At 33.3% G+C, this 17,848-nt stretch carries 21 protein-coding genes and 1 pseudogene; 7 read left to right on the top strand and 15 right to left on the bottom strand.

Annotated elements, in window-relative coordinates:
* Positions 1-257 precede the first annotated feature (257 nt).
* On the top strand, positions 258-1,634 hold the full coding sequence (locus tag AB8B52_RS09725; RefSeq protein ID WP_406027555.1) for an MATE family efflux transporter: 1,377 nt from the start codon (positions 258-260) through the stop codon (positions 1,632-1,634).
* 171 nt (positions 1,635-1,805) lie between these two features.
* On the opposite strand, the gene AB8B52_RS09720 is transcribed toward AB8B52_RS09725, so the two are convergent.
* Positions 1,806-2,228, bottom strand: coding sequence for a type II toxin-antitoxin system VapC family toxin (locus AB8B52_RS09720; RefSeq protein ID WP_406027553.1), 423 nt, complete (start codon positions 2,226-2,228; stop codon positions 1,806-1,808).
* A complete protein-coding gene (locus tag AB8B52_RS09715) occupies positions 2,225-2,473 on the bottom strand; it encodes a DUF6364 family protein (protein WP_076614653.1) in 249 nt (82 codons plus the stop codon). Before AB8B52_RS09715 ends, AB8B52_RS09720 begins: the two co-directional genes overlap by 4 nt.
* A 241-nt stretch (positions 2,474-2,714) precedes the next feature.
* Between AB8B52_RS09715 and AB8B52_RS09710 the strand changes: the two genes are divergently transcribed.
* Both AB8B52_RS09710 and AB8B52_RS09705 read left to right on the top strand, forming a co-directional pair.
* Positions 2,715-2,942: a hypothetical protein gene (locus AB8B52_RS09710; RefSeq protein WP_406027550.1), complete on the top strand. Its 228-nt coding sequence runs from the start codon at positions 2,715-2,717 to the stop codon at positions 2,940-2,942.
* Positions 2,942-3,508, top strand: coding sequence for a phosphatase PAP2 family protein (locus AB8B52_RS09705; RefSeq protein WP_406027548.1), 567 nt, complete (start codon positions 2,942-2,944; stop codon positions 3,506-3,508). The genes AB8B52_RS09710 and AB8B52_RS09705 overlap by 1 nt, the downstream gene beginning before the upstream one ends.
* A gap of 38 nt (positions 3,509-3,546) precedes the next feature.
* Here the strand turns inward: AB8B52_RS09705 and AB8B52_RS09700 are convergent, their stop codons facing one another.
* The 3 genes from AB8B52_RS09700 to AB8B52_RS09690 all read right to left on the bottom strand — a co-directional run bounded on the left by AB8B52_RS09700 (position 3,547) and on the right by AB8B52_RS09690 (position 6,006).
* A complete protein-coding gene (locus AB8B52_RS09700; RefSeq protein WP_406027546.1) occupies positions 3,547-4,263 on the bottom strand; it encodes a glycosyltransferase family 2 protein in 717 nt (238 codons plus the stop codon).
* Between the two features lie 82 nt (positions 4,264-4,345).
* The gene (gene meaB, locus AB8B52_RS09695; protein WP_406027544.1) at positions 4,346-5,428 is read right to left on the bottom strand and encodes a methylmalonyl Co-A mutase-associated GTPase MeaB; all 1,083 of its coding nucleotides are present in this window, start codon (positions 5,426-5,428) and stop codon (positions 4,346-4,348) included.
* A gap of 14 nt (positions 5,429-5,442) precedes the next feature.
* Positions 5,443-6,006: a DUF2911 domain-containing protein gene (locus AB8B52_RS09690; RefSeq protein ID WP_406027543.1), complete on the bottom strand. Its 564-nt coding sequence runs from the start codon at positions 6,004-6,006 to the stop codon at positions 5,443-5,445.
* A 269-nt stretch (positions 6,007-6,275) separates the two neighbouring features.
* Here AB8B52_RS09690 and AB8B52_RS09685 point away from each other — a divergent pair, with 269 nt between their 5' ends.
* The 4 genes from AB8B52_RS09685 to AB8B52_RS09670 all read left to right on the top strand — a co-directional run bounded on the left by AB8B52_RS09685 (position 6,276) and on the right by AB8B52_RS09670 (position 9,898).
* Positions 6,276-6,773 carry an RNA polymerase sigma factor gene (locus AB8B52_RS09685; protein ID WP_406027541.1) on the top strand — a complete coding sequence of 166 codons (498 nt, stop codon included), beginning with the start codon at positions 6,276-6,278 and terminating at the stop codon, positions 6,771-6,773.
* Entirely contained in the window at positions 6,757-7,326 is a 570-nt protein-coding gene (locus AB8B52_RS09680) for a hypothetical protein (protein ID WP_406027539.1), read from the top strand. The genes AB8B52_RS09685 and AB8B52_RS09680 overlap by 17 nt, the downstream gene beginning before the upstream one ends.
* Positions 7,327-7,457: 131 nt before the next feature.
* Entirely contained in the window at positions 7,458-9,113 is a 1,656-nt protein-coding gene (locus AB8B52_RS09675) for a hypothetical protein (protein ID WP_406027537.1), read from the top strand.
* A 98-nt stretch (positions 9,114-9,211) separates the two neighbouring features.
* Complete coding sequence (locus tag AB8B52_RS09670) at positions 9,212-9,898, top strand: peptidoglycan DD-metalloendopeptidase family protein (protein ID WP_406027536.1); 687 nt, start codon at positions 9,212-9,214, stop codon at positions 9,896-9,898.
* Between the two features lie 6 nt (positions 9,899-9,904).
* Here AB8B52_RS09670 and AB8B52_RS09665 read toward each other — a convergent pair whose 3' ends face one another.
* The 10 genes and pseudogenes from AB8B52_RS09665 to AB8B52_RS09620 all read right to left on the bottom strand — a co-directional run bounded on the left by AB8B52_RS09665 (position 9,905) and on the right by AB8B52_RS09620 (position 17,684).
* A complete protein-coding gene (locus tag AB8B52_RS09665; RefSeq protein ID WP_406027534.1) occupies positions 9,905-10,327 on the bottom strand; it encodes a hypothetical protein in 423 nt (140 codons plus the stop codon).
* Positions 10,328-10,459: 132 nt separating this feature from the next.
* Complete coding sequence (locus tag AB8B52_RS09660; protein WP_406027532.1) at positions 10,460-10,915, bottom strand: hypothetical protein; 456 nt, start codon at positions 10,913-10,915, stop codon at positions 10,460-10,462.
* A gap of 112 nt (positions 10,916-11,027) precedes the next feature.
* Positions 11,028-11,864: an RluA family pseudouridine synthase gene (locus AB8B52_RS09655; RefSeq protein WP_406027530.1), complete on the bottom strand. Its 837-nt coding sequence runs from the start codon at positions 11,862-11,864 to the stop codon at positions 11,028-11,030.
* Between the two features lie 80 nt (positions 11,865-11,944).
* Complete coding sequence (locus tag AB8B52_RS09650) at positions 11,945-12,493, bottom strand: hypothetical protein (protein WP_406027528.1); 549 nt, start codon at positions 12,491-12,493, stop codon at positions 11,945-11,947.
* A 225-nt stretch (positions 12,494-12,718) separates the two neighbouring features.
* Positions 12,719-13,102, bottom strand: coding sequence for a T9SS type A sorting domain-containing protein (locus AB8B52_RS09645; RefSeq protein ID WP_406027526.1), 384 nt, complete (start codon positions 13,100-13,102; stop codon positions 12,719-12,721).
* 382 nt (positions 13,103-13,484) lie between these two features.
* Positions 13,485-14,486, bottom strand: a pseudogene (locus AB8B52_RS09640) (YhcG family protein).
* Between the two features lie 190 nt (positions 14,487-14,676).
* Positions 14,677-15,234: a hypothetical protein gene (locus tag AB8B52_RS09635; RefSeq protein ID WP_406027524.1), complete on the bottom strand. Its 558-nt coding sequence runs from the start codon at positions 15,232-15,234 to the stop codon at positions 14,677-14,679.
* 65 nt (positions 15,235-15,299) lie between these two features.
* On the bottom strand, positions 15,300-15,932 hold the full coding sequence (locus AB8B52_RS09630; protein ID WP_406027522.1) for a hypothetical protein: 633 nt from the start codon (positions 15,930-15,932) through the stop codon (positions 15,300-15,302).
* A 137-nt stretch (positions 15,933-16,069) separates the two neighbouring features.
* Positions 16,070-16,360, bottom strand: coding sequence for a hypothetical protein (locus tag AB8B52_RS09625; protein WP_406027520.1), 291 nt, complete (start codon positions 16,358-16,360; stop codon positions 16,070-16,072).
* A 493-nt stretch (positions 16,361-16,853) separates the two neighbouring features.
* On the bottom strand, positions 16,854-17,684 hold the full coding sequence (locus AB8B52_RS09620; protein WP_406027518.1) for a hypothetical protein: 831 nt from the start codon (positions 17,682-17,684) through the stop codon (positions 16,854-16,856).
* Positions 17,685-17,848: the final 164 nt, after the last annotated feature.

Genomic DNA, 17,848 nt, shown 5'->3' with positions numbered 1-17,848 from the left:
ATTAGATAAACACAATTTATAGTGCTATTCTTAATATTTTAAAGTACTTATTTGCTATTCAACGAGTTTAATTATGGTGCATTATTAAAAGTGTGTAAAACTATTTTTTTCGATGATATGATGCTGTACTACACGCCAAGATTTATGAAGAAATGATTTTGAGAGCCTAATTTAATGATACAACCTTTATATTTGCTAATTGAGCAAAGCACATCAATTAATTCGCACAACAAAATCCTAAGCACTACTTTTGCGCCATGGTTTTAAGCAACTACACTAAAGAATTTAGATACAATCTCAAACTAGCATCTCCAGTAATGTTGGGTATGTTAGGTCATACTTTTGTGAGCTTTGTAGACAATATTATGGTAGGCCAATTGGGTGCTGCGGAATTGGCAGCAGTGTCCCTAGGCAATAGTTTTATATTTATAGCCATGTCTATTGGTATTGGGTTTTCCACAGCAATTACACCATTAGTGGCAGAAGCCGATACTGAAAATGATTTTGCTAAAGGGAAGTCTATTTTTAAACATGGGCTTTTTCTATGTACGGTTTTAGGGCTGGCACTGTTTGTAATGCTCTTGTTTGCGAAGCCATTAATGTACATTATGGATCAGCCAGAAGAAGTCGTTGACTTGGCAATTCCATACTTAGATTTGGTGGCATTTTCTTTAGTGCCATTAATTATTTTTCAGGCTTTTAAACAGTTTAGTGATGGCTTGTCGCTTACTAAATATCCAATGTATGCTACTATTTTAGCTAATTTGCTTAATGTGGCTATTAACTATGTGTTGATATTTGGAAAGTTCGGTTTTCCAGAAATGGGCATCGTAGGTGCAGCAGTTGGTACTTTAGTCTCGCGTTTTGTAATGGTAGCACATCTATGGTGGTTATTGGCTAAGCGCGAAAAATCTAAAGCCTATGTCACCAACATTAAATTCTTTCAGTTAAGTCAACAGCCAATTAAAAAGCTGAATAATTTAGGATTGCCAAGTGCCATGCAAATGTTTTTTGAAGTTGGCATTTTTACGGCTGCCATTTGGTTAAGTGGAACTTTGGGTGCTAATGCACAAGCGGCCAATCAAATTGCATTAAATTTATCTTCCATGACGTTTATGGTGGCCACAGGTTTAAGTGTAGCAGCAATGGTTCGCGTTGGCAACCAAAAAGGATTAAAAGATTTTAAAGCCCTAAAGCGTATTGCGGAATCTATCTTTTTAGTCGGTTTTATATTTGCAGTTATTTTTGCATTATTCTTTGTGGTGTTTCATCAATTCCTTCCAGATTTATATGTCAATTTAGATGACCCTGAAAATGCAGTGGATACAGCTGAGGTGGTCAAAATTGCAGCAACCTTGTTATTGGCAGCAGCTGTTTTTCAGATTAGTGATAGTCTTCAAGTTATTGCACTTGGAGCCTTACGTGGTCTTCAAGATGTAAAGATCCCTACAATCATTACGTTTATTTCGTATTGGGTGGTTGGTTTTCCTGTGAGTTACTTCTTAGGGAAAGAAGATAGGTATGGCAGTTTAGGCATTTGGATGGGACTTATTGCTGCGCTAAGTGTGGCTGCTGTGTTACTTTTCATTCGGTTTAATAGACTGACGAAGACGTTGATCTCTGAAAGTACTTAGAGTTGTGAGTATTTAAAGTTATGAGTATTTGCATGGTTTAGCACTAAACTTTACAAGTAGGCACTAAACTGAAAACTCGCGAGACACGAGCACGAAGCGTGAACTGTGCGTAAGCAAATTTTCAGAAGTAGGCGAGAACAAGCAATGACTTATAGCCATTGTTGGGTGTAGTTATTGTTTATTCAGAGATTTTAAAAACTCATCTGCTGTCATTACAGGTAATAATGATTTTTTAAAGTCCTTTCCGTTTCTTGTTATTATAATTTTACATTCTGATTCAGTCGCACTGAAATATTGCAATGCATCTTCAAAGTCTTTTATCGAAGAATTAAGTCCCTTTTCAATCTTTTGTTCATCGAGAGAGCATATTTCACAGATTATCTTAAATTTTCGAAGTTTTTCTCTCGCAATTTTTCCGTTCTCAAATTTTGCTATAAAGTAGTTTACTGTTGTAAAAGAAATAGGCGAAACAACCATTGTAAGTTTTTCTTTTTCGGCTAATGTTGCAATTTTAGCAATCGGTTCGTAAAATGGTTTTCGCTCTCCTAAAAAGTCCAACATTACATTTGTGTCTATAAAAATCCTTTTGCTCATTTATATTTCTCGATTAAATAATCAGAATATTCTTTTTTATAGTCCAAATCAGCTGGAATTTCAGTTCCAGTTGAGATACTTTTTACGAAAGGTGAAATCTCGAATTCAGAAGTATCGTTTTCAGAAGTCAAGGATTGTAAATAGGCTTCTACAATTCGAGATAGGCTCATTTTTTTATTAGAAGCGTACTCTTTTGCTTTTTCAATAATCCTCTGATTAAGTTTTAAAGTTAATTTTGTGTCCATAACAAGTCTTTATACGTACAAATATAATAAAATAATACGCACGATTCAAGTTAGCAATGATTTTAACTGTGAGGTTTAATTACACCCAACATCGCGTATGCCAAATACTGCTGAGTCTTTAGTTTTAAGAAATAAAGTTACAAAATCTGGAACAAGTGTAAGAGCTCAATCAAAATCAATATATTTGTAACTTATAATTAATGAACTCTGAGCTTCGTGCTTCAAACTTCAAACTTTACAAATGGAACTACCAAAATTCATACTAGGCGATAATACCGATCATCCAGATGCTATTTTCATCATTCATACAGAATTCCCACGTTTTATCATTAATCTTGAAAATGATGAGGTGGAGTGGTTTGAAGAATTCGATCAGCATGACGAAAAAGAGTTAGAAACTGAAACGGAAAACTACATTCAGCAAGCTACTGACTTTTACGATAGAGAAGTGGCACGATACGACGATTAATGCTAGACCAACTTATACAATACGATAAAGAACTTTTTTTATACCTCAATAATTTAGGATCTGAAACTTGGGATACCTTGTGGTTGTTAATCACTAATAAACTCACATTTATTCCGTTATATGCCGTTTTACTTTTTTTTATTTATAAAAAGTTTGGTTGGAAATCTTTATTAATCATGGTCTTTGTGATCGCAGCGATGATTACGTTTACAGATCAAATTACCAATGTGTTTAAAAGAACATTTGAACGACCAAGACCATGCGGAGCAGAAGGTGTCATGGATTTTACGCGGTTTATTGCTCCACGTTGCGGTAAGTATGGTTTTTTCTCTGGCCACTCATCTAACTCAATGGCAGCTGCTGTTTTTGGAGGTTTATTGCTAAGACCTTATTTTAAGCATCTTATTTATGTGCTTTTAATTTGGAGTTTAGTGGTAGCTTACAGTCGTATTTACGTTGGAGTGCATTATCCACTAGATATCATCTGCGGCTTAACATTTGGAGCTTTTGCTGGTTTTCTATTTTATAAATTGAATGCCTATCTTTTAAAACGTTACATCAATTGATTCGACGTTAAATCAAATGTGATTAGGTTCTTAAAAACTTAGAGATGAGACTTATCAATATGGTAATGAATATACGTTCGTTTCATCCATAGAAAAGCGAAACAATCTATTAGCGTTCCGAATACCCGATTCCAAACTCCAAATTTTGAAGTGCCTGCAAGTCTTGGAAAATGCTGAACTGTAACTTGCTTTACACATCCGTTTTGTAATAATACCATGGCAGGTAAAAAACGATGTAACCCTTTAAACATAGGAATGCGTTTGGCATAATCAGTTTTAAATACTTTAAGCGGACAACCTGTATCATTGATGCCATCTTTGGTGAAAGCACGTCTAATACCATTTGAGATTTTAGAGGATATCTTTTTAATAAAGTCATCTTTTCTGTTGGTACGCACTCCTGTTACCAATTCATAATCATTTCTAAAAGCCAAAAGCCGATTAAAATCGTTAGGTGTGGTTTGTAAATCAGCATCCATATAACCAACCCATTCAGAATCTACAGCATCAAAGCCAGCCTTTAAAGCTGTGCTTAAACCTTGATTTTCTTTAAATGAAATGAATTTAAAAGCGGTATGGAGTTCACACATGCTTTCAATTAAATTTGCACTAGTATCTGTAGAACCATCATTAACAAAAAGCACAGCGGTCGTTACTGACGCGATGTTGATATATTTAGACAATTCTGATTCTAATCGAGCGAGATTGTCTTCTTCGTTATAAACAGGAATGATAATGGTGAATTTATAAGCCATTTATGTACTAATGAGTCGTTTTAATAATTTAAAGATTAAAGTAAAGGTTTCCTCATAAGTATTAGGACTTGCTGAAAACTGCCTACTGAAGTTGAAGTAAATACTCAGCAGCAGCAAAAGGTGTCGTTTTTCCAGCTTCAACTAATTTAATTTGAGCTTCCAATTCGGTTTTAATTTTGGGAGAATTATAGAAATTAGATTTTAAACGGTCTTCAATGGTTTGCAAGAGCCAAAATTTATTCTGATTGTTTCTATTCGTTTCAAAATAATGATTGTCTGAAGTGGTTTTCTTATAAGCTTCAATCATCTCCCAAACTTCAGAAATACCTTCTTGTTTAAGCGCACTGCATAAGGATACTTTCGGAGACCAATCTGATGCCTTTTGAGGATAAAGATGCAAGGCTCTATTAAATTCTACTTTGGCAAGTTTAGCAGCCTTAATATTGTCTCCGTCGGCTTTATTAATAACGATGGCATCTGCCATTTCAATAATACCACGTTTTATGCCTTGTAATTCATCTCCAGCACCAGCTAATTTCAATAGTAAAAAGAAATCAACCATGCTATGAACTGCGGTTTCACTTTGGCCAACACCAACAGTTTCAATAATTATAGTATCAAAACCAGCAGCTTCGCATAAAATAATAGATTCGCGTGTTTTTCTGGCCACACCTCCTAATGAATTTCCAGAAGGTGAAGGTCTAATAAAAGCATGTTTGTTTTTAACCAAGTCTTCCATTCTGGTTTTATCACCCAAAATACTGCCTCTGCTTAAACTACTACTTGGGTCAACAGCAAGTACAGCGACTTTTTTACCTAAGTCTGTTAAGTGCATGCCCAAGGCTTCAATAAACGTACTTTTACCGACGCCTGGCACACCTGTAATACCTAATCTTATAGACGTATTAGCATAAGGTAAACATTGCGTAATGATATCATTTGCTTTTTTAGAATGCAATGGATTGGTGCTTTCTACTAAGGTAATAGCGCGACTTAAAGCCGTAATGTTTCCTGAAATAATATCAGAAACTAACGCTTTAACTGAGATGTTTTTTTTACGATTGGCTTTTATAATATTAGCGGCACTGGCACTTAAACTATCTGGCGCAGTAACACCTTCTTGTTCTTGTAAAGCAGATTTATATGTTTTTTTAGTTTTGGCCACGCGTTACCAAAAGGTTAGGGTTGTGTTGAAGCTTCTTTAATTGGCACTTCCACAAAGGTACCATCCCAAGCTAGGGTTAATTTTAGATTACCTGTTTTGTTATCAAAAGCAATGGTAAATTTTTCAGCCGTTTCATCTAATTGTTGCGTTGGTACTTCGAGTGATAAGGCATCATAATTAGGATCCCACATCGGTTCCATCTTTTCATTAACTCCCCATTCATATTGCTGTGAATTAAACATCACTTTCCATGAACTTTTCATCGGAACAGTCCAAATGGTATATTTTCCTTTCTTCAAAGTAATACCATCAATAGTAAGATTTTTATTGGTTTCAAAAGTGGTGGCTTCATTGGCACCAGTTCGCCAAACCTTATCAAAAGGAACTAGCGCACCAAACACGTCACGATCGCGTTTAGACGGTCGATTATATTCAACTTTTAATTTTAAATCATTCAGTGTAATCTCGGCAGAATCTTTGGGACTTAATCGTGGTGAGAAAATATTTTCTACAAACACAGAATATAAAAGTAAGCCTAAGGCTAAAATAATTAATATAATAATGAGGCGTTTAAACATAGTTATTATTCTAAAAATGATATTGAAAGTAATAGATGCAAACTTATGCATTCCAAATTTAAAGATAATTTAAATCTCTAACTTTATAAACCTCAAACGTTGAATTTTAAGTATTTCTTATAAATCGAAATTTATTTTGATGTTTTTGCAACACTTCAGTTTTTGTTTCGTCTTTAGAGTGTAACCAATCAAAAAAAAACCAAGCCAAAATCAATACGTTTCAAACTCATAGCGTTGAAAAAAGTAAGCAGAATGATCGGCAAGCTCAGATGCAGCTCTACAATCAATATTGCAACGGTATGCTCATTGTGGCACTTCGATTTGTAAAAGATACCATGGAGGCTGAAGATATTGTTCAGGAATCATTTATAAAGGCATTTTCAAAATTAGACCAATATAAAGCTGAAGTCACTTTTGGAGCATGGTTAAAACGAATCGTCATTAACAGTTGTATTGATGTTTTAAAATCGAAACGTCAACGTTTAGTAGAATTAGAAGCGCATCATCTTAGTGTGGTTGATACAGATGATGACCACGATTGGTCAGTAGCTGATAGTATTACAATTAAGGATGCAAAAGACGCTATAGAACGTTTACCAGAAAAATATAAGTATGTGGTGATGTTGTATTTAGTTGAAGGTTACGATCACCAAGAAATAGCAGAGATTTTAAATATTTCTGAAGTCGCCTCAAGAACCCAATTATCGCGAGGGAAAGAAAAGTTAAAAAACGAATTAAAATTAAAGAAAAATGGCACAAGATCTTAGACATCTGTTTGATGAAGACCAGAAAGATCAGCATATAAAAATGTCTGATGGTCACGAAGCACGGTTGTTACAAAAGCTCGAAAACGAATTACCCAAACAACAAAAATCAGTGACTAAATTTAGTTTTTTGAATGTGGCAGCTAGCGTTATTGTATTGCTAGGTTTAAGTTATGGAGCGTATCAGTTTTTTCAAGTTCCTACAGAAGTCAATGATTCTATTGAAGTGGCTAAAACGGAATTGAAAACATTAGGAGATGTGTCACCAGATTTAAAAAAGGTAGAGGATTATTATTTAGCAAGTATCAATTTAGAATTGTCTAAAGTAGAATTAACATCAGAAAATAAGGAATTGTTTGATGGTTATATTGAGCGACTTAAAGAACTTAACGATGAATATAAAACGCTAACGCAAGAGCTAAATGAAAACGGACCTAACGACTCCACATTAGATGCGCTTATTGAAAATTTAAAGTACCGACTTAAATTGGTCATGCGTCTTAAAGACAAGCTTTCGGAGTTTAATGATGATGCATTTAAACAAGAAAGTATATAATTAGAATCAATCAATCAATCAATCAGCGCACCTTCGCTAAAGCTTTGGTACACAAAATCAAAAATCAAAAATCAAAAAGCGAACAAGTGATATTCAGCTGTACTGAGTATCTCAAAAAATCAAAAAAAATCATGAAGACAATTAAAATTTTAATGCTGTGTTTACTAACTACATTGGGTTATGCGCAGAAGAAAATGACGAAAACATCGCAATCGATTAAGGTAAATAAAGATGTCGTTGTGGATTTAAACACCAGTTATGTAGAAATAGAAATCGATACCTGGAATAAAAACGAAGTGTCGGTTGAAGCGTATATTGAAGGTGAGAAATTATCAGAAGCGGAATTAAAAAAGGCCTTAGACAACTGGAATCTTAAGGTAGATGGTTCTAGTGATAGGGTTACAATTTCTTCAGTTGGCAGCGACTATGGTAGTTTTTTTGTTGGTGATGACTTTTCAGGAGTTATAAAAGATTTAGAATATCATTTAGCCGATTTGCCAGAAGTACCAAGAATGCCAGATGTTATGGTATTACCTATGATGCCTAATATGTCAAAATTTCCAATGCTACCTGAAATGCCGGAAAAGCCTGTAATGCCAAAATTACCAGAGTTACCAAAAGGTGTTACCACCATTGATTTTGATTATAACCAATATAAAGAAGAGGGTGAAGCGTATTTAAAAGAGTGGAGTAAAAAGTATGAAAAGAAAGGTGGAAAAGAATTTCAGAAAAACATGGAGGATTGGGCACGTAAATTTGCTGAATCTGGTTATCAAGAAAAAATGACCAAATGGGGAGAAGAATATGGCAAACGTTTTGAAGGCAAATGGGCAAAAGATATGGCGAAATGGGGAGTAGAATTCGGTGAGAAGTTTGATGAAAAATATGCTAAAGATTTGGAAAAATGGGGAGAAGAATTTGGCAAAGAATGGGCTGAAAAAATGGAAGCTTGGGGAAAAGAATTTGAAGCGCAAATGGAACTGAAAAGTGATCTTTTGGAAGAACATCAAAAAGAGCAAGCTTTTTATAAACGCGATCAAGAAAGATTAAAACGCATGGCGGCTTTAGAAAACCGAAAAGCAGCACGCAGTGAAGCCGTAATGAAAAAAAATGAAGAACGAAAAATGGCTTTGGAGAAAAGACGCGATCGTTTAATAAATCAAAACACATCTCAGTCGAATCGTTTTTTCGAAATTGGAAACAACAACAAAGTGCGTAAGGTCATTAAAATTAAAATACCTAAAAAGGCGAAACTTAAAACCAATATTAGACATGGCGAATTAAAACTAACATCTCTAATACATAATATGGAGGGTGATATTTCGCACTCGTTTTTAGTAGCAGAACACATTGATGGAACTAACACTTCCATTAATGTGTCTTACTCACCTGTTATGATCAATACTTGGAATTTAGGCACGTTGAATCTTAATTTTGTAGATAAGGCACAGATTAAAACAGCTCAGAATTTAGTGTTGAATTCTAAATCATCGAATATTACTTTAGGTAACTTAAACGATACTGCTATTATTGATGGTAGTTTTGGAGACTTAACCATTTCTAATTTAGCAGAAACCTTTAAAAATCTCAACTTGGTGTTAGAAAACAGTGATGCTTTAATTAATTTACCAAAAGATGTGGATTATACGCTTTATTTTAAGGGCAATCGTTCTAAGTTTAATAATAAGGCTACAACACAAAAAACGATTCGTAATTATCCTGAAGGTGAAAGTTCTAACCGAAATATTATCGTAAATGCTAAATTTAGTAGTGTGATTATTGATTAAACTTTTTTAGAGTTAGTTATAAGCTGTACGTTTTATTCTTCTTTTTATTTCTGTTTTTCATAATATAGATTTCCTATTTTTATGGAAATTTTGTTTTTATGTCTTTAGCTTCTTTTGCTGCTTTTTTGAAATCTTTGAAAGCCCATCCCTTAATTCATCCTTCTATTTTGAAAGAAGACTATTTAGCGCTCGATTTATCGCTTCATAATTCTGAATTAGAAAAAGTGAATGTCTCATCATCTCATGATTTAGAACGTTTCATCTTTACATACTTAAAAACACGTAACGCAAAAGTCGCTTATGGAGGTTACTTAGAACCTCGTGGAATTTATAGACGAAGCACTCATTTTAACGAACAAAATCCTGAAACGGAACGCAACATTCATCTAGGTATGGATCTTTGGATTGAAGCTGATACGGCAATTTTCGCCCCTTTAGATGGTACAATTCATAGTTTTAGAAATAATACCAATTATGGTGATTACGGACCAACCATCATCTTAAAACATAACATTGACAATTTAGAGTTTTATACACTTTATGGTCATTTAAGTTTAGATGCAATTAAGAATTTAAAAGTTGGAGTAGCAGTGACACAAGGCACACAAATGGCGACTTTAGGAACTGCAGAAGTCAATGGTGATTATCCACCTCATTTGCATTTTCAGATTATAAAAGATATTCAGAATTACAAAGGAGATTATCCAGGTGTTTGCAATCGACTTGATTTAGAGTTTTATAAAACCAACTGTCCTGATCCTAATTTGCTGCTTCATTTAAAATAAAATGCGCTAAGCTTTATGAAGGGATTTTTTTAAAATTTCCTTCTGCGCCAAAGCCTTTCCTAATAAAAATCCAGCGAGAGCCAAACCACCATCAGAGATTGAAAACCATAATTCTTTTGGTAACATTATAATATTGAAAAGTGTGGCAAGAAGCATCAGAGTTCCAACACTATAACTAGGAATTATACTTTGTTTAGAAATCTTGGCTGCAACAAACATTCCAGCGATGATACCTGCAAAATGCGCAATGATTACAAATATTTTTGAACCCATTGGTATTTGATGCAAATTGTTTTTTAGCCATTCCATATCCATCGGGTTTGCTCCTTCAGGTAAAGGAAATACATTTTGCCCAATGAGCGATTCAAAAATATAGACGGTTAAGGATGCTACAATAAAACCCACGATTGTGGCTAGTACATTTTTCATGATTGTTGTAATTAGTTAGTGCTAGGAAGGTACTAAAAAAAATCCTGATGCTAACATCAGGATCTTTTTCACTTTAAGTAATGGTGTACACAACGGTTTGTGCTTTTGAGAATTAATAGCAATAATTCAAAATTAATCTAACAAGGCATCTGTAATTATTAAACGATAGGCAAATCTATTTTCAGACGTTTCACTGAAAATCCATAAGGCATCATCTAATGGACTTTGTTCATAGGCTAAAACGAAATCTTCATTGTCCATTTTATAAAGTTTAATATTACTAAATATAAAAGATTCGGATGGTGAAATGGGTTCCGCATCTTGGTTAAGATCACCTGAAACGCGCAATTCTCCTTCGCTCGGTACTGGTAGTTGTCCGCCACCTTCTGTAAATAAAACAAGATCGATACTAGAATCATTTTGTATAAAATATTCTGTTTCAAAACCCGAATTAATGTCATCATCTTCGCAAGTGGTAGCAACAATTAATGGCAATAATAGAATGAGGTACAATTTCTTAAATCTAAAAAAGGGTGTACTTGTAGCTGTTTTGTGTTCTGTTTTCTGTTTTTTGTTTGAGTTTTTCATAATGTTTGCTTTTTATTATGAAACAACTGAACTGATAAAAACCCTCATTTTTTTTAAAAAAATAAGCTAACGGTTGACATGTCATCTAAGCCTTCAAATTTGTTTCACGCTTTTAAGCGATGAGTGCTTTTATTGTTTCAGGAAATAGCTTTAGGAAGCGTTTTGGAAATTCATCTTTTAAAGCCATTGTTTTATTTGTAAAAGGATGTTCAAAACTTAAAGCATAGGCATGCAAATACAAGCCTTTACCATTCAGAATTAAATGAGGTATGCCATAATCTTTATCTCCAAGGATAGGATTACCGAGGCTAGCAAGATGTTTACGCAGTTGATGGCGTCGTCCAGTTTTAGGTTCTAATTTTACTAAATTAAGTTGTCCAAAACGGTCAGAAGCGATAGAATGCAATACCTTATAAATGGTTACAGACGATTTGCCATCAATATCAGAAGTTAGTATGCCTTCATTATCCATGTCACCAATAGTCACGGCATAATAGGTTTTAGTAATCGTTTTAGTTTCAAAAAGTTGGTTTAGAGCTCTGATACTGCTGCTGGTTTTACCAATTAATAACAAACCAGTGGTGGCATAATCTAAACGATGTACAGGTTGAGGTTTTGTGACATCTGGTAATGTACTTCGGTTAAGGTTTTGAGGCAATGCATTGGCGATGGTTTTAAAACGATTACCACTGACTAAGATACCAGCAGGTTTATGTATTACGGACAAATAATCATCTTCAAACAAAACCTTAAGTGGTAAAATAAGCGTTTTACTTGGGCTTACATGTTTTGGAATAGAGAGACTTATAAGTTCGCCTCCATGTATAAATGTGGCCGAAGTTGCAACAACGTCATTAACGGTAACATACTTTTTTTTGAGTACTTTTTTTAAGGCGGATTTAGTTAATGCCGCTTTAAAAATACCTACTCCGTATTCTTGAAGACGCATTGGAGATGTAAGATGTTTTGGGACGCTATGTGTTTCGGTTGTATGGATGTTAGTATTGATGTTTTGTCCTAATTTTAGTTTTAATTAATTCCATTTGGTGCTAAATAATTACCATCGTAACTACCAGAAATAACCTGTCCATCGGCTCTGTTAAATGTAAAAGTAAAAACGATATTGAATGCTGTAAAGTTAGTAATGTTTACAGCACTAGATTGTGCAAAGAGATCAGATGCTGGATCGCTATGATTGAGTAAGGTGGTGCCAGTTATAAAATCACTATCCACAACAGAATTATTAATAGATACATTATACTCTTGAATAGTAGTGTATGTTGAATTTTCTAGGGTTGTGGCATTTATTTCAAAATACACATAAGTCACATCGTTTACATCTGCATTACTGGTAATTACAGCACTTTCTTTATTAAACAAGCTCAATCTAATAACACCTGGTTCATTAGTGGAGGTGTTTTCGTCATAAATGATAAGGGATTCTAGATTGTAAGTTTCGCCATTAAAGGTAAACTCGTTATTTGGTTCTTCTGGAGTATAATTATTTTCCTCTGGTGCACAAGCTAATAAAGCAAGCGTAAGCATAAATACAACGAAATAGGGTGATTTTAGTTTCATAATGTAAGATGTCTAAATAGGTAGTGTAATTAAAACTATTAAATGAAGCTCTAACCTCAATTTGAGTGTTCTAAGGTTTATTTGAGCCGAAGTAAAGTCTCTCTTTTTGACAATTGAAATTTGTAACTATGTCAATTTAAAACATAAAACCACCAAGTAGAACAAGGTGGTTTTAAGCGTATCGTAAAGCCAATTTAAATTAGGGCTTCAATTTAATTGTACGTTTTATTTTTTAACGATGTTTTTTGTAACACTGAAATTTTTAAACGTAAACTTAATGATGTAAATACCTGCCTTTAAGTCACTCAAGTCAATAGCTTCTTTATCTTGCTGTATATTTTGTTGTTTACCATAAATATCATAAACTGAAATTGTAAACTTCAATTTAGGGTTAGCAGCTTTAAAATAAACAAGCGTTTCCGTAACTGTTGGATAGATCTTTATTTGATCGTCGTAGTTAACGGGTTCATTGAAAGTTGCAACGGTCAAACTTCCACTTGTACCTGCTGATAAAGCAGGACCGTCAGAACTAACGGGAGTTGCAGTTTTCGATTGTGCGATGGATACCATAGAACATATGGTAAACAGTAATAGTAACTTTAATTTCATAATTTGTAGGTTAAAATTTGGGTTAAACTTTTAATATTCAGCAGCAAACATATGTAAATAAAAAACTTAATCAAAATTTTATATTTAAATTCTTACAAATAATTGTTTTTCACCGTATTTTTAATACATAATAAAGGTTTTTTTGGCTAAACCTGTGGCTATTTCATTTTGTAAAAAGGAATTACTAGACTTTAAATGGTGTTTTAATTCATTTAGTATAGTTCGGTCAGTTCGGTTGATTTACGGGGCATGAGTACATTACACTTCGACTTTTATTACCCTAAAACTTCAGAAACATAGGAGCACTCAATGAGACACTTCTTAATACAGCATATATTTTGCATGGCAATTGAATTGACAATTAGGATACTAACAAAAGCTGTTACTCTAAAAGCTTTTTCTCTTCAATTTGCGCTTTTGCTTGTAAAAGTGCTTGATGTAATTTAGCTTCTAATAAACTTTTAGCAGGTAACTCTGTCCAATATTCGGCTACCATAATACCGTCTTTTCCCATTTCTAGGAGTTCAATTTGTTCGCTACTTTTTTCGGCACAAAGAATTAAACCAATAGGTGGGTTTTCATCAGCTTGTTTTTCGTATTTATTGAGCCATTTGAGATACAGTTCCATTTGTCCTTTGTGTGCGGCTTTAAATTTGCCTAGTTTGAGTTCTATGGCGACTAATCTTTTTAATTTTCTGTGAAAGAATAAAAGGTCTAAATAGTAATCTTCACCATCAAGTATCAATCGTTTTTATCGTTCTACAAAAGCAAAGCCTTTGCCTAATTCTAATATAAAATGTTCTAACTCTTTAAGTATTGCCCCTTCTAGGTCATTTTCTAAATAGCCTTCTTTTAAGCCCAAAAAATCTAAAAAGTAAGGATCTTTAAATGTATTTTGAACGGCCTCAGGATTATCTAACAATTGTATTTGGGCAATTTCTTTCCGCTCAAAAGCTTTACGTTCTATTTGTCTGTTAAGTTCTCTTTTACTCCAGCGTTCCTCTATACTTTTAGTTGTGTAATACAACCGTTTTTCAACGTTTTTTATTGGAATAAGTATTGTGAAATGCGTCCAACTCAATTGTCGTACCAGTGGTGCGACAATCTCAAAGTCTGGAAATACTGTTGCAAATTGCATCATTCTGCGTAGGTTCTTTTCTTGAAATGATTTGCCGTAAGCACTTTCTAATTGTGATGCTATTTTAGATATAATTTCTTTTCCATAAGCAGCACGCTCATTATTTAAGGTTTCTATATTAATTCTATGACCTACTTGCCAATACACTAGTGTAAGTGTGCTATTGACTTGCGCAACGGCTTGTTTTTTGCCTTGCTCAATAATTTGAGATAAATCTTGAAACAACGTTTTATCTGGTTTTTCCATTCTGTAAAATTCTTTGAATGCTATAGCCTTCAAGATAATGAAAATGTTAGAATAGTTGACCTAAGTTTATTAGAAAAATTGCAGATCTCGTGTGATTTAAAAGTTCTGTCAGTTCTATTTTGATACCGTAATCACCTGTCAGCGAAGTGTGGTGAGAACTATCAAAAAACTATCAAAACCGAAATCTTTATTACTCACAGGCAGCCTGAACAACCTTATGTTGCCATTGTATCCAATATTCTTGTAAACCCTCTTGTGTGGTTTTTAAATCGCTAATGTCTAGTTGCTGATTTGGCATCAATACATTTGTGAGCTGTGTTTTACGTTGCGAAAGGGCAGGAGCGTGATTCCAACCACCTACATGATCAAAAGCTGTGTAAGCTTCACATGGTTCTGTAACAGTTATAAATGGAATAGTTAAGGTATAAACGACGTCTCCAGAACCCATGCCTTTGGTACTCATTTCTATTTTTGAAAAATCAACTTTACTGTAGTCTCCAGATGCGTAGAGTGCTTTTAGTTGGTCGCCAACAGCTGCGGACATTTGGTTAGAGAATTGATGTGCAATATCGTCTCCGTTGATGAATTCTTTGCCTTGGTACGTGCCTTGGCAGGCTTTATTTGTGCAGGTTATTTGGTTTTGTTTTTTTGTATTTTGGGTTGGGTTAGTATTTTTAGTGTCTTTGCAACTGAGAAGAATTAGAAGCACGTATGTTATGATGCTGGTTATAAATTTGTTCTTATACATTATGTTTTAAAGTTTTTTTGAATGGATTTTTAGAAATGATTTCAATGCTAAGAAACAATAATACCTTATCGGTTTAATATTTCCATCTCACTTCTTGATTTTAATTTTTTGGTCAGAGATAGAATTATGATTGTCAATACTACAGCATATCCAATACAGTTTTTTTGAACTCCGAAGTTAGCTAAAAAAAGAACAATGCCAGTTATACTGCGACCACCTCCAATAATTTCGTATTGCGCTCCATTCTCAATTTGAATGGCAAGATAAATAGACCATAGAAAGATTCCTGACATAAAGAGTAAAGCAAAGAATTGTGGCTTTCCATAATGCCAAACACTTGGAAGTTTAGCTGTATAATTGAAATTCGGTAAATCAACTTTCAGAAAGTCAAAAATCTCTTGTTTTACATGTGCATCTTTTACAATTAGTTCATCCTCAGAATTATTTCCATAAAATATTTTTATGTCGTGCTTTCCGCTCTGGTTTTCAATACGTTTGATATAAGAATAAGGAATACTAAATAAGTTCTCTAAAAGTGATAGGTTAGAAGATTCAACATTTAATTGATTCAAGTCCTCTTGTTTCGGATTCCCTTTATAAATTGTTTTATCTTTTATGCAAATTAGTTTATTGGATTTAGAATCTCTTATTTTCCAAAATTTCTGCATTTCGTTTTTATTGTAATAGATTTTGCTCAATGAGTTACTTGTTAAGATAACCCATTTGGTAGATTAGTCGGAACCAAGTAATTAATTATATTTGGTGTTGTGATTTCGTTATTTTTCTTTGTGATTAGCAATATAAGTGCATTTCAATTAATACATTCGATCATTTTTTAATCATTTTGAAATTTTTCTGCTTGGTCATAATAGTTTAGCAATTGTATCTCTCTACCATATACTTCATTCAACTTATCTCGGAATAATTGTACATTTTGTTTCGCTTGATCTTTAGAATTAAATTCAGGTGATATCATCAGCTCAATAATTTCTGAAATAGATTCGTAAGTGAATTTTTGTTGATTATATATTTTTGATAGGATGAGTAACTTATCATAATCCATATTTACAATTAATGGGTGAGATTTTGCAATATCCCAAGCATCGTTGGAAGGTACATCGCTCATAATAGTTCCTCTACTGAATGCTTGATAAATTGTTGATTTATCATTCATAAAATTCTCGATGAAATTATTATCACTAGAAAGACTATCAAGTTTAGTCACGATTTCCTTGTGATAAGGAACCCAATAATCCAATAACTGTTTATTGGTATTTAGCTCTGAATTAATTTTTTAAAAATAACTCTCGAGCATTTCTTTCATTTTTCTTATCTTCAATTCTTTCGCTGAGATACAAACCTAAAACGACACTAAAAACAATTAGGAATACTCGTCCGAAATATTTTAGTACAGAGTTCTTCATATTGCTCGATTCCATATTTTTGCTCATATATTTAGTGGTTAGTAGTTTATCATAATAAAGCAGAACGGTTTTGTGTATGATTTCGTTGCGTGTTTCAGCAACTAATTTAGCAAATACAAACCGAATAGAAAATCCGCGAGGATTTTCGTAAGTAAGCTTGTACTAGTAATGAATTATACACGTTGTTGTAGCCAGTTATTTTGTTTTTATCAATTCTGAAAGCTCGTCCATATACTTGCAGGGTTTGTCTTTTACCCAATAAATTGTATTCTTTCCTTTTATTCTAAATATATATTCAATTTGAAAAGAACAGTAATTTTTATCGTTTTTGTCCAACTTCTTAACGTTAGATACAAATTCCTTTAGTTCTTCTTTTACGTTTTCCTTTTTTGAGTAAATCCATTCGTCTTCTGGTTCGTCTTCGTATCTTAATCCGTCGATTTTTTTTCTTAAAGTAATTTCGTTGTTTTCGTTAGTAATGAATTCGATTAGTTTTCCTGAGCCTCCAAAGCATCCGAAATTTTTATAAAGAACTTGTAAAGTGTCAATTTTTGTCAGTTTCTCAATGTTCAAATCCTCAATTTCTTTTTCCTTATAAAATTCTTTGAGTTTATTCGGAAATTTTAATTCAACATTTTTTTCAAAATTGAGTTTTTCCGAAATAGTATCTTTTAAGTCAGAAACGAATTTTAAATTATATTCTCCAAAACTCAAACTGTCATAAATAATACTAACGTTTATATCGTCGTCGTGAAAAAATAATTTGGAATTAATCTCTTGTTTTGATTTCTCAATTATCAAATTTTTCCACATTCCAGAATCAGGTTTTATCACTTGAATAAAGTTCCCTTTTGGTGAATACTTGACAGAACTATTACTTTCTCCAATAAAAGCATGACCTTTGATACTATCATTCGGAATAGAAATTATACTGATATTTTCATTCGATAATTTTTTACAAGATTGAATAGAAAATAGTAAGCATAAAATACTTATCAATGTCAAAATGCTATTCTTTCTGTTCATAAGTATCTCGTTTCTCTAATTGGCTACAACGGCAGTCTGTCTCAAAACTACCTATTAAGATTCTAATTTACATTAAATTTTAAAATTACGCAGCTATTTTAAAGACTTCTTGTCTTTTATAAAATAATGATTTTAACACGCTAATATTGCTCTTTTTTGACTCG

Source organism: Winogradskyella sp. (assembly GCF_045105575.1).
GTDB lineage: Bacteria > Bacteroidota > Bacteroidia > Flavobacteriales > Flavobacteriaceae > Winogradskyella.
This window is presented reverse-complemented; position numbering and strand designations above follow the sequence as displayed.

Bases quoted from the DNA above. Each gene is read 5' to 3' on its own strand.
- AB8B52_RS09655 (WP_406027530.1), bottom strand. From the start codon at position 11,864: ATGCGTCTTCAAGAATACGGAGTAGGTATTTTTAAAGCGGCATTAACT.
- AB8B52_RS09715 (WP_076614653.1), bottom strand. From the start codon at position 2,473: ATGGACACAAAATTAACTTTAAAACTTAATCAGAGGATTATTGAAAAA.
- AB8B52_RS09680 (WP_406027539.1), top strand. From the start codon at position 6,757: ATGGCACAAGATCTTAGACATCTGTTTGATGAAGACCAGAAAGATCAG.
- AB8B52_RS09625 (WP_406027520.1), bottom strand. From the start codon at position 16,360: ATGAGCGATGTACCTTCCAACGATGCTTGGGATATTGCAAAATCTCAC.
- AB8B52_RS09635 (WP_406027524.1), bottom strand. From the start codon at position 15,234: ATGTATAAGAACAAATTTATAACCAGCATCATAACATACGTGCTTCTA.
- AB8B52_RS09690 (WP_406027543.1), bottom strand. From the start codon at position 6,006: ATGTTTAAACGCCTCATTATTATATTAATTATTTTAGCCTTAGGCTTA.
- AB8B52_RS09660 (WP_406027532.1), bottom strand. From the start codon at position 10,915: ATGAAAAACTCAAACAAAAAACAGAAAACAGAACACAAAACAGCTACA.
- AB8B52_RS09650 (WP_406027528.1), bottom strand. From the start codon at position 12,493: ATGAAACTAAAATCACCCTATTTCGTTGTATTTATGCTTACGCTTGCT.
- AB8B52_RS09685 (WP_406027541.1), top strand. From the start codon at position 6,276: ATGCAGCTCTACAATCAATATTGCAACGGTATGCTCATTGTGGCACTT.
- AB8B52_RS09710 (WP_406027550.1), top strand. From the start codon at position 2,715: ATGGAACTACCAAAATTCATACTAGGCGATAATACCGATCATCCAGAT.
- AB8B52_RS09705 (WP_406027548.1), top strand. From the start codon at position 2,942: ATGCTAGACCAACTTATACAATACGATAAAGAACTTTTTTTATACCTC.
- AB8B52_RS09645 (WP_406027526.1), bottom strand. From the start codon at position 13,102: ATGAAATTAAAGTTACTATTACTGTTTACCATATGTTCTATGGTATCC.
- AB8B52_RS09700 (WP_406027546.1), bottom strand. From the start codon at position 4,263: ATGGCTTATAAATTCACCATTATCATTCCTGTTTATAACGAAGAAGAC.
- AB8B52_RS09665 (WP_406027534.1), bottom strand. From the start codon at position 10,327: ATGAAAAATGTACTAGCCACAATCGTGGGTTTTATTGTAGCATCCTTA.
- AB8B52_RS09720 (WP_406027553.1), bottom strand. From the start codon at position 2,228: ATGAGCAAAAGGATTTTTATAGACACAAATGTAATGTTGGACTTTTTA.
- AB8B52_RS09620 (WP_406027518.1), bottom strand. From the start codon at position 17,684: ATGAACAGAAAGAATAGCATTTTGACATTGATAAGTATTTTATGCTTA.
- AB8B52_RS09675 (WP_406027537.1), top strand. From the start codon at position 7,458: ATGAAGACAATTAAAATTTTAATGCTGTGTTTACTAACTACATTGGGT.
- AB8B52_RS09725 (WP_406027555.1), top strand. From the start codon at position 258: ATGGTTTTAAGCAACTACACTAAAGAATTTAGATACAATCTCAAACTA.
- AB8B52_RS09670 (WP_406027536.1), top strand. From the start codon at position 9,212: ATGTCTTTAGCTTCTTTTGCTGCTTTTTTGAAATCTTTGAAAGCCCAT.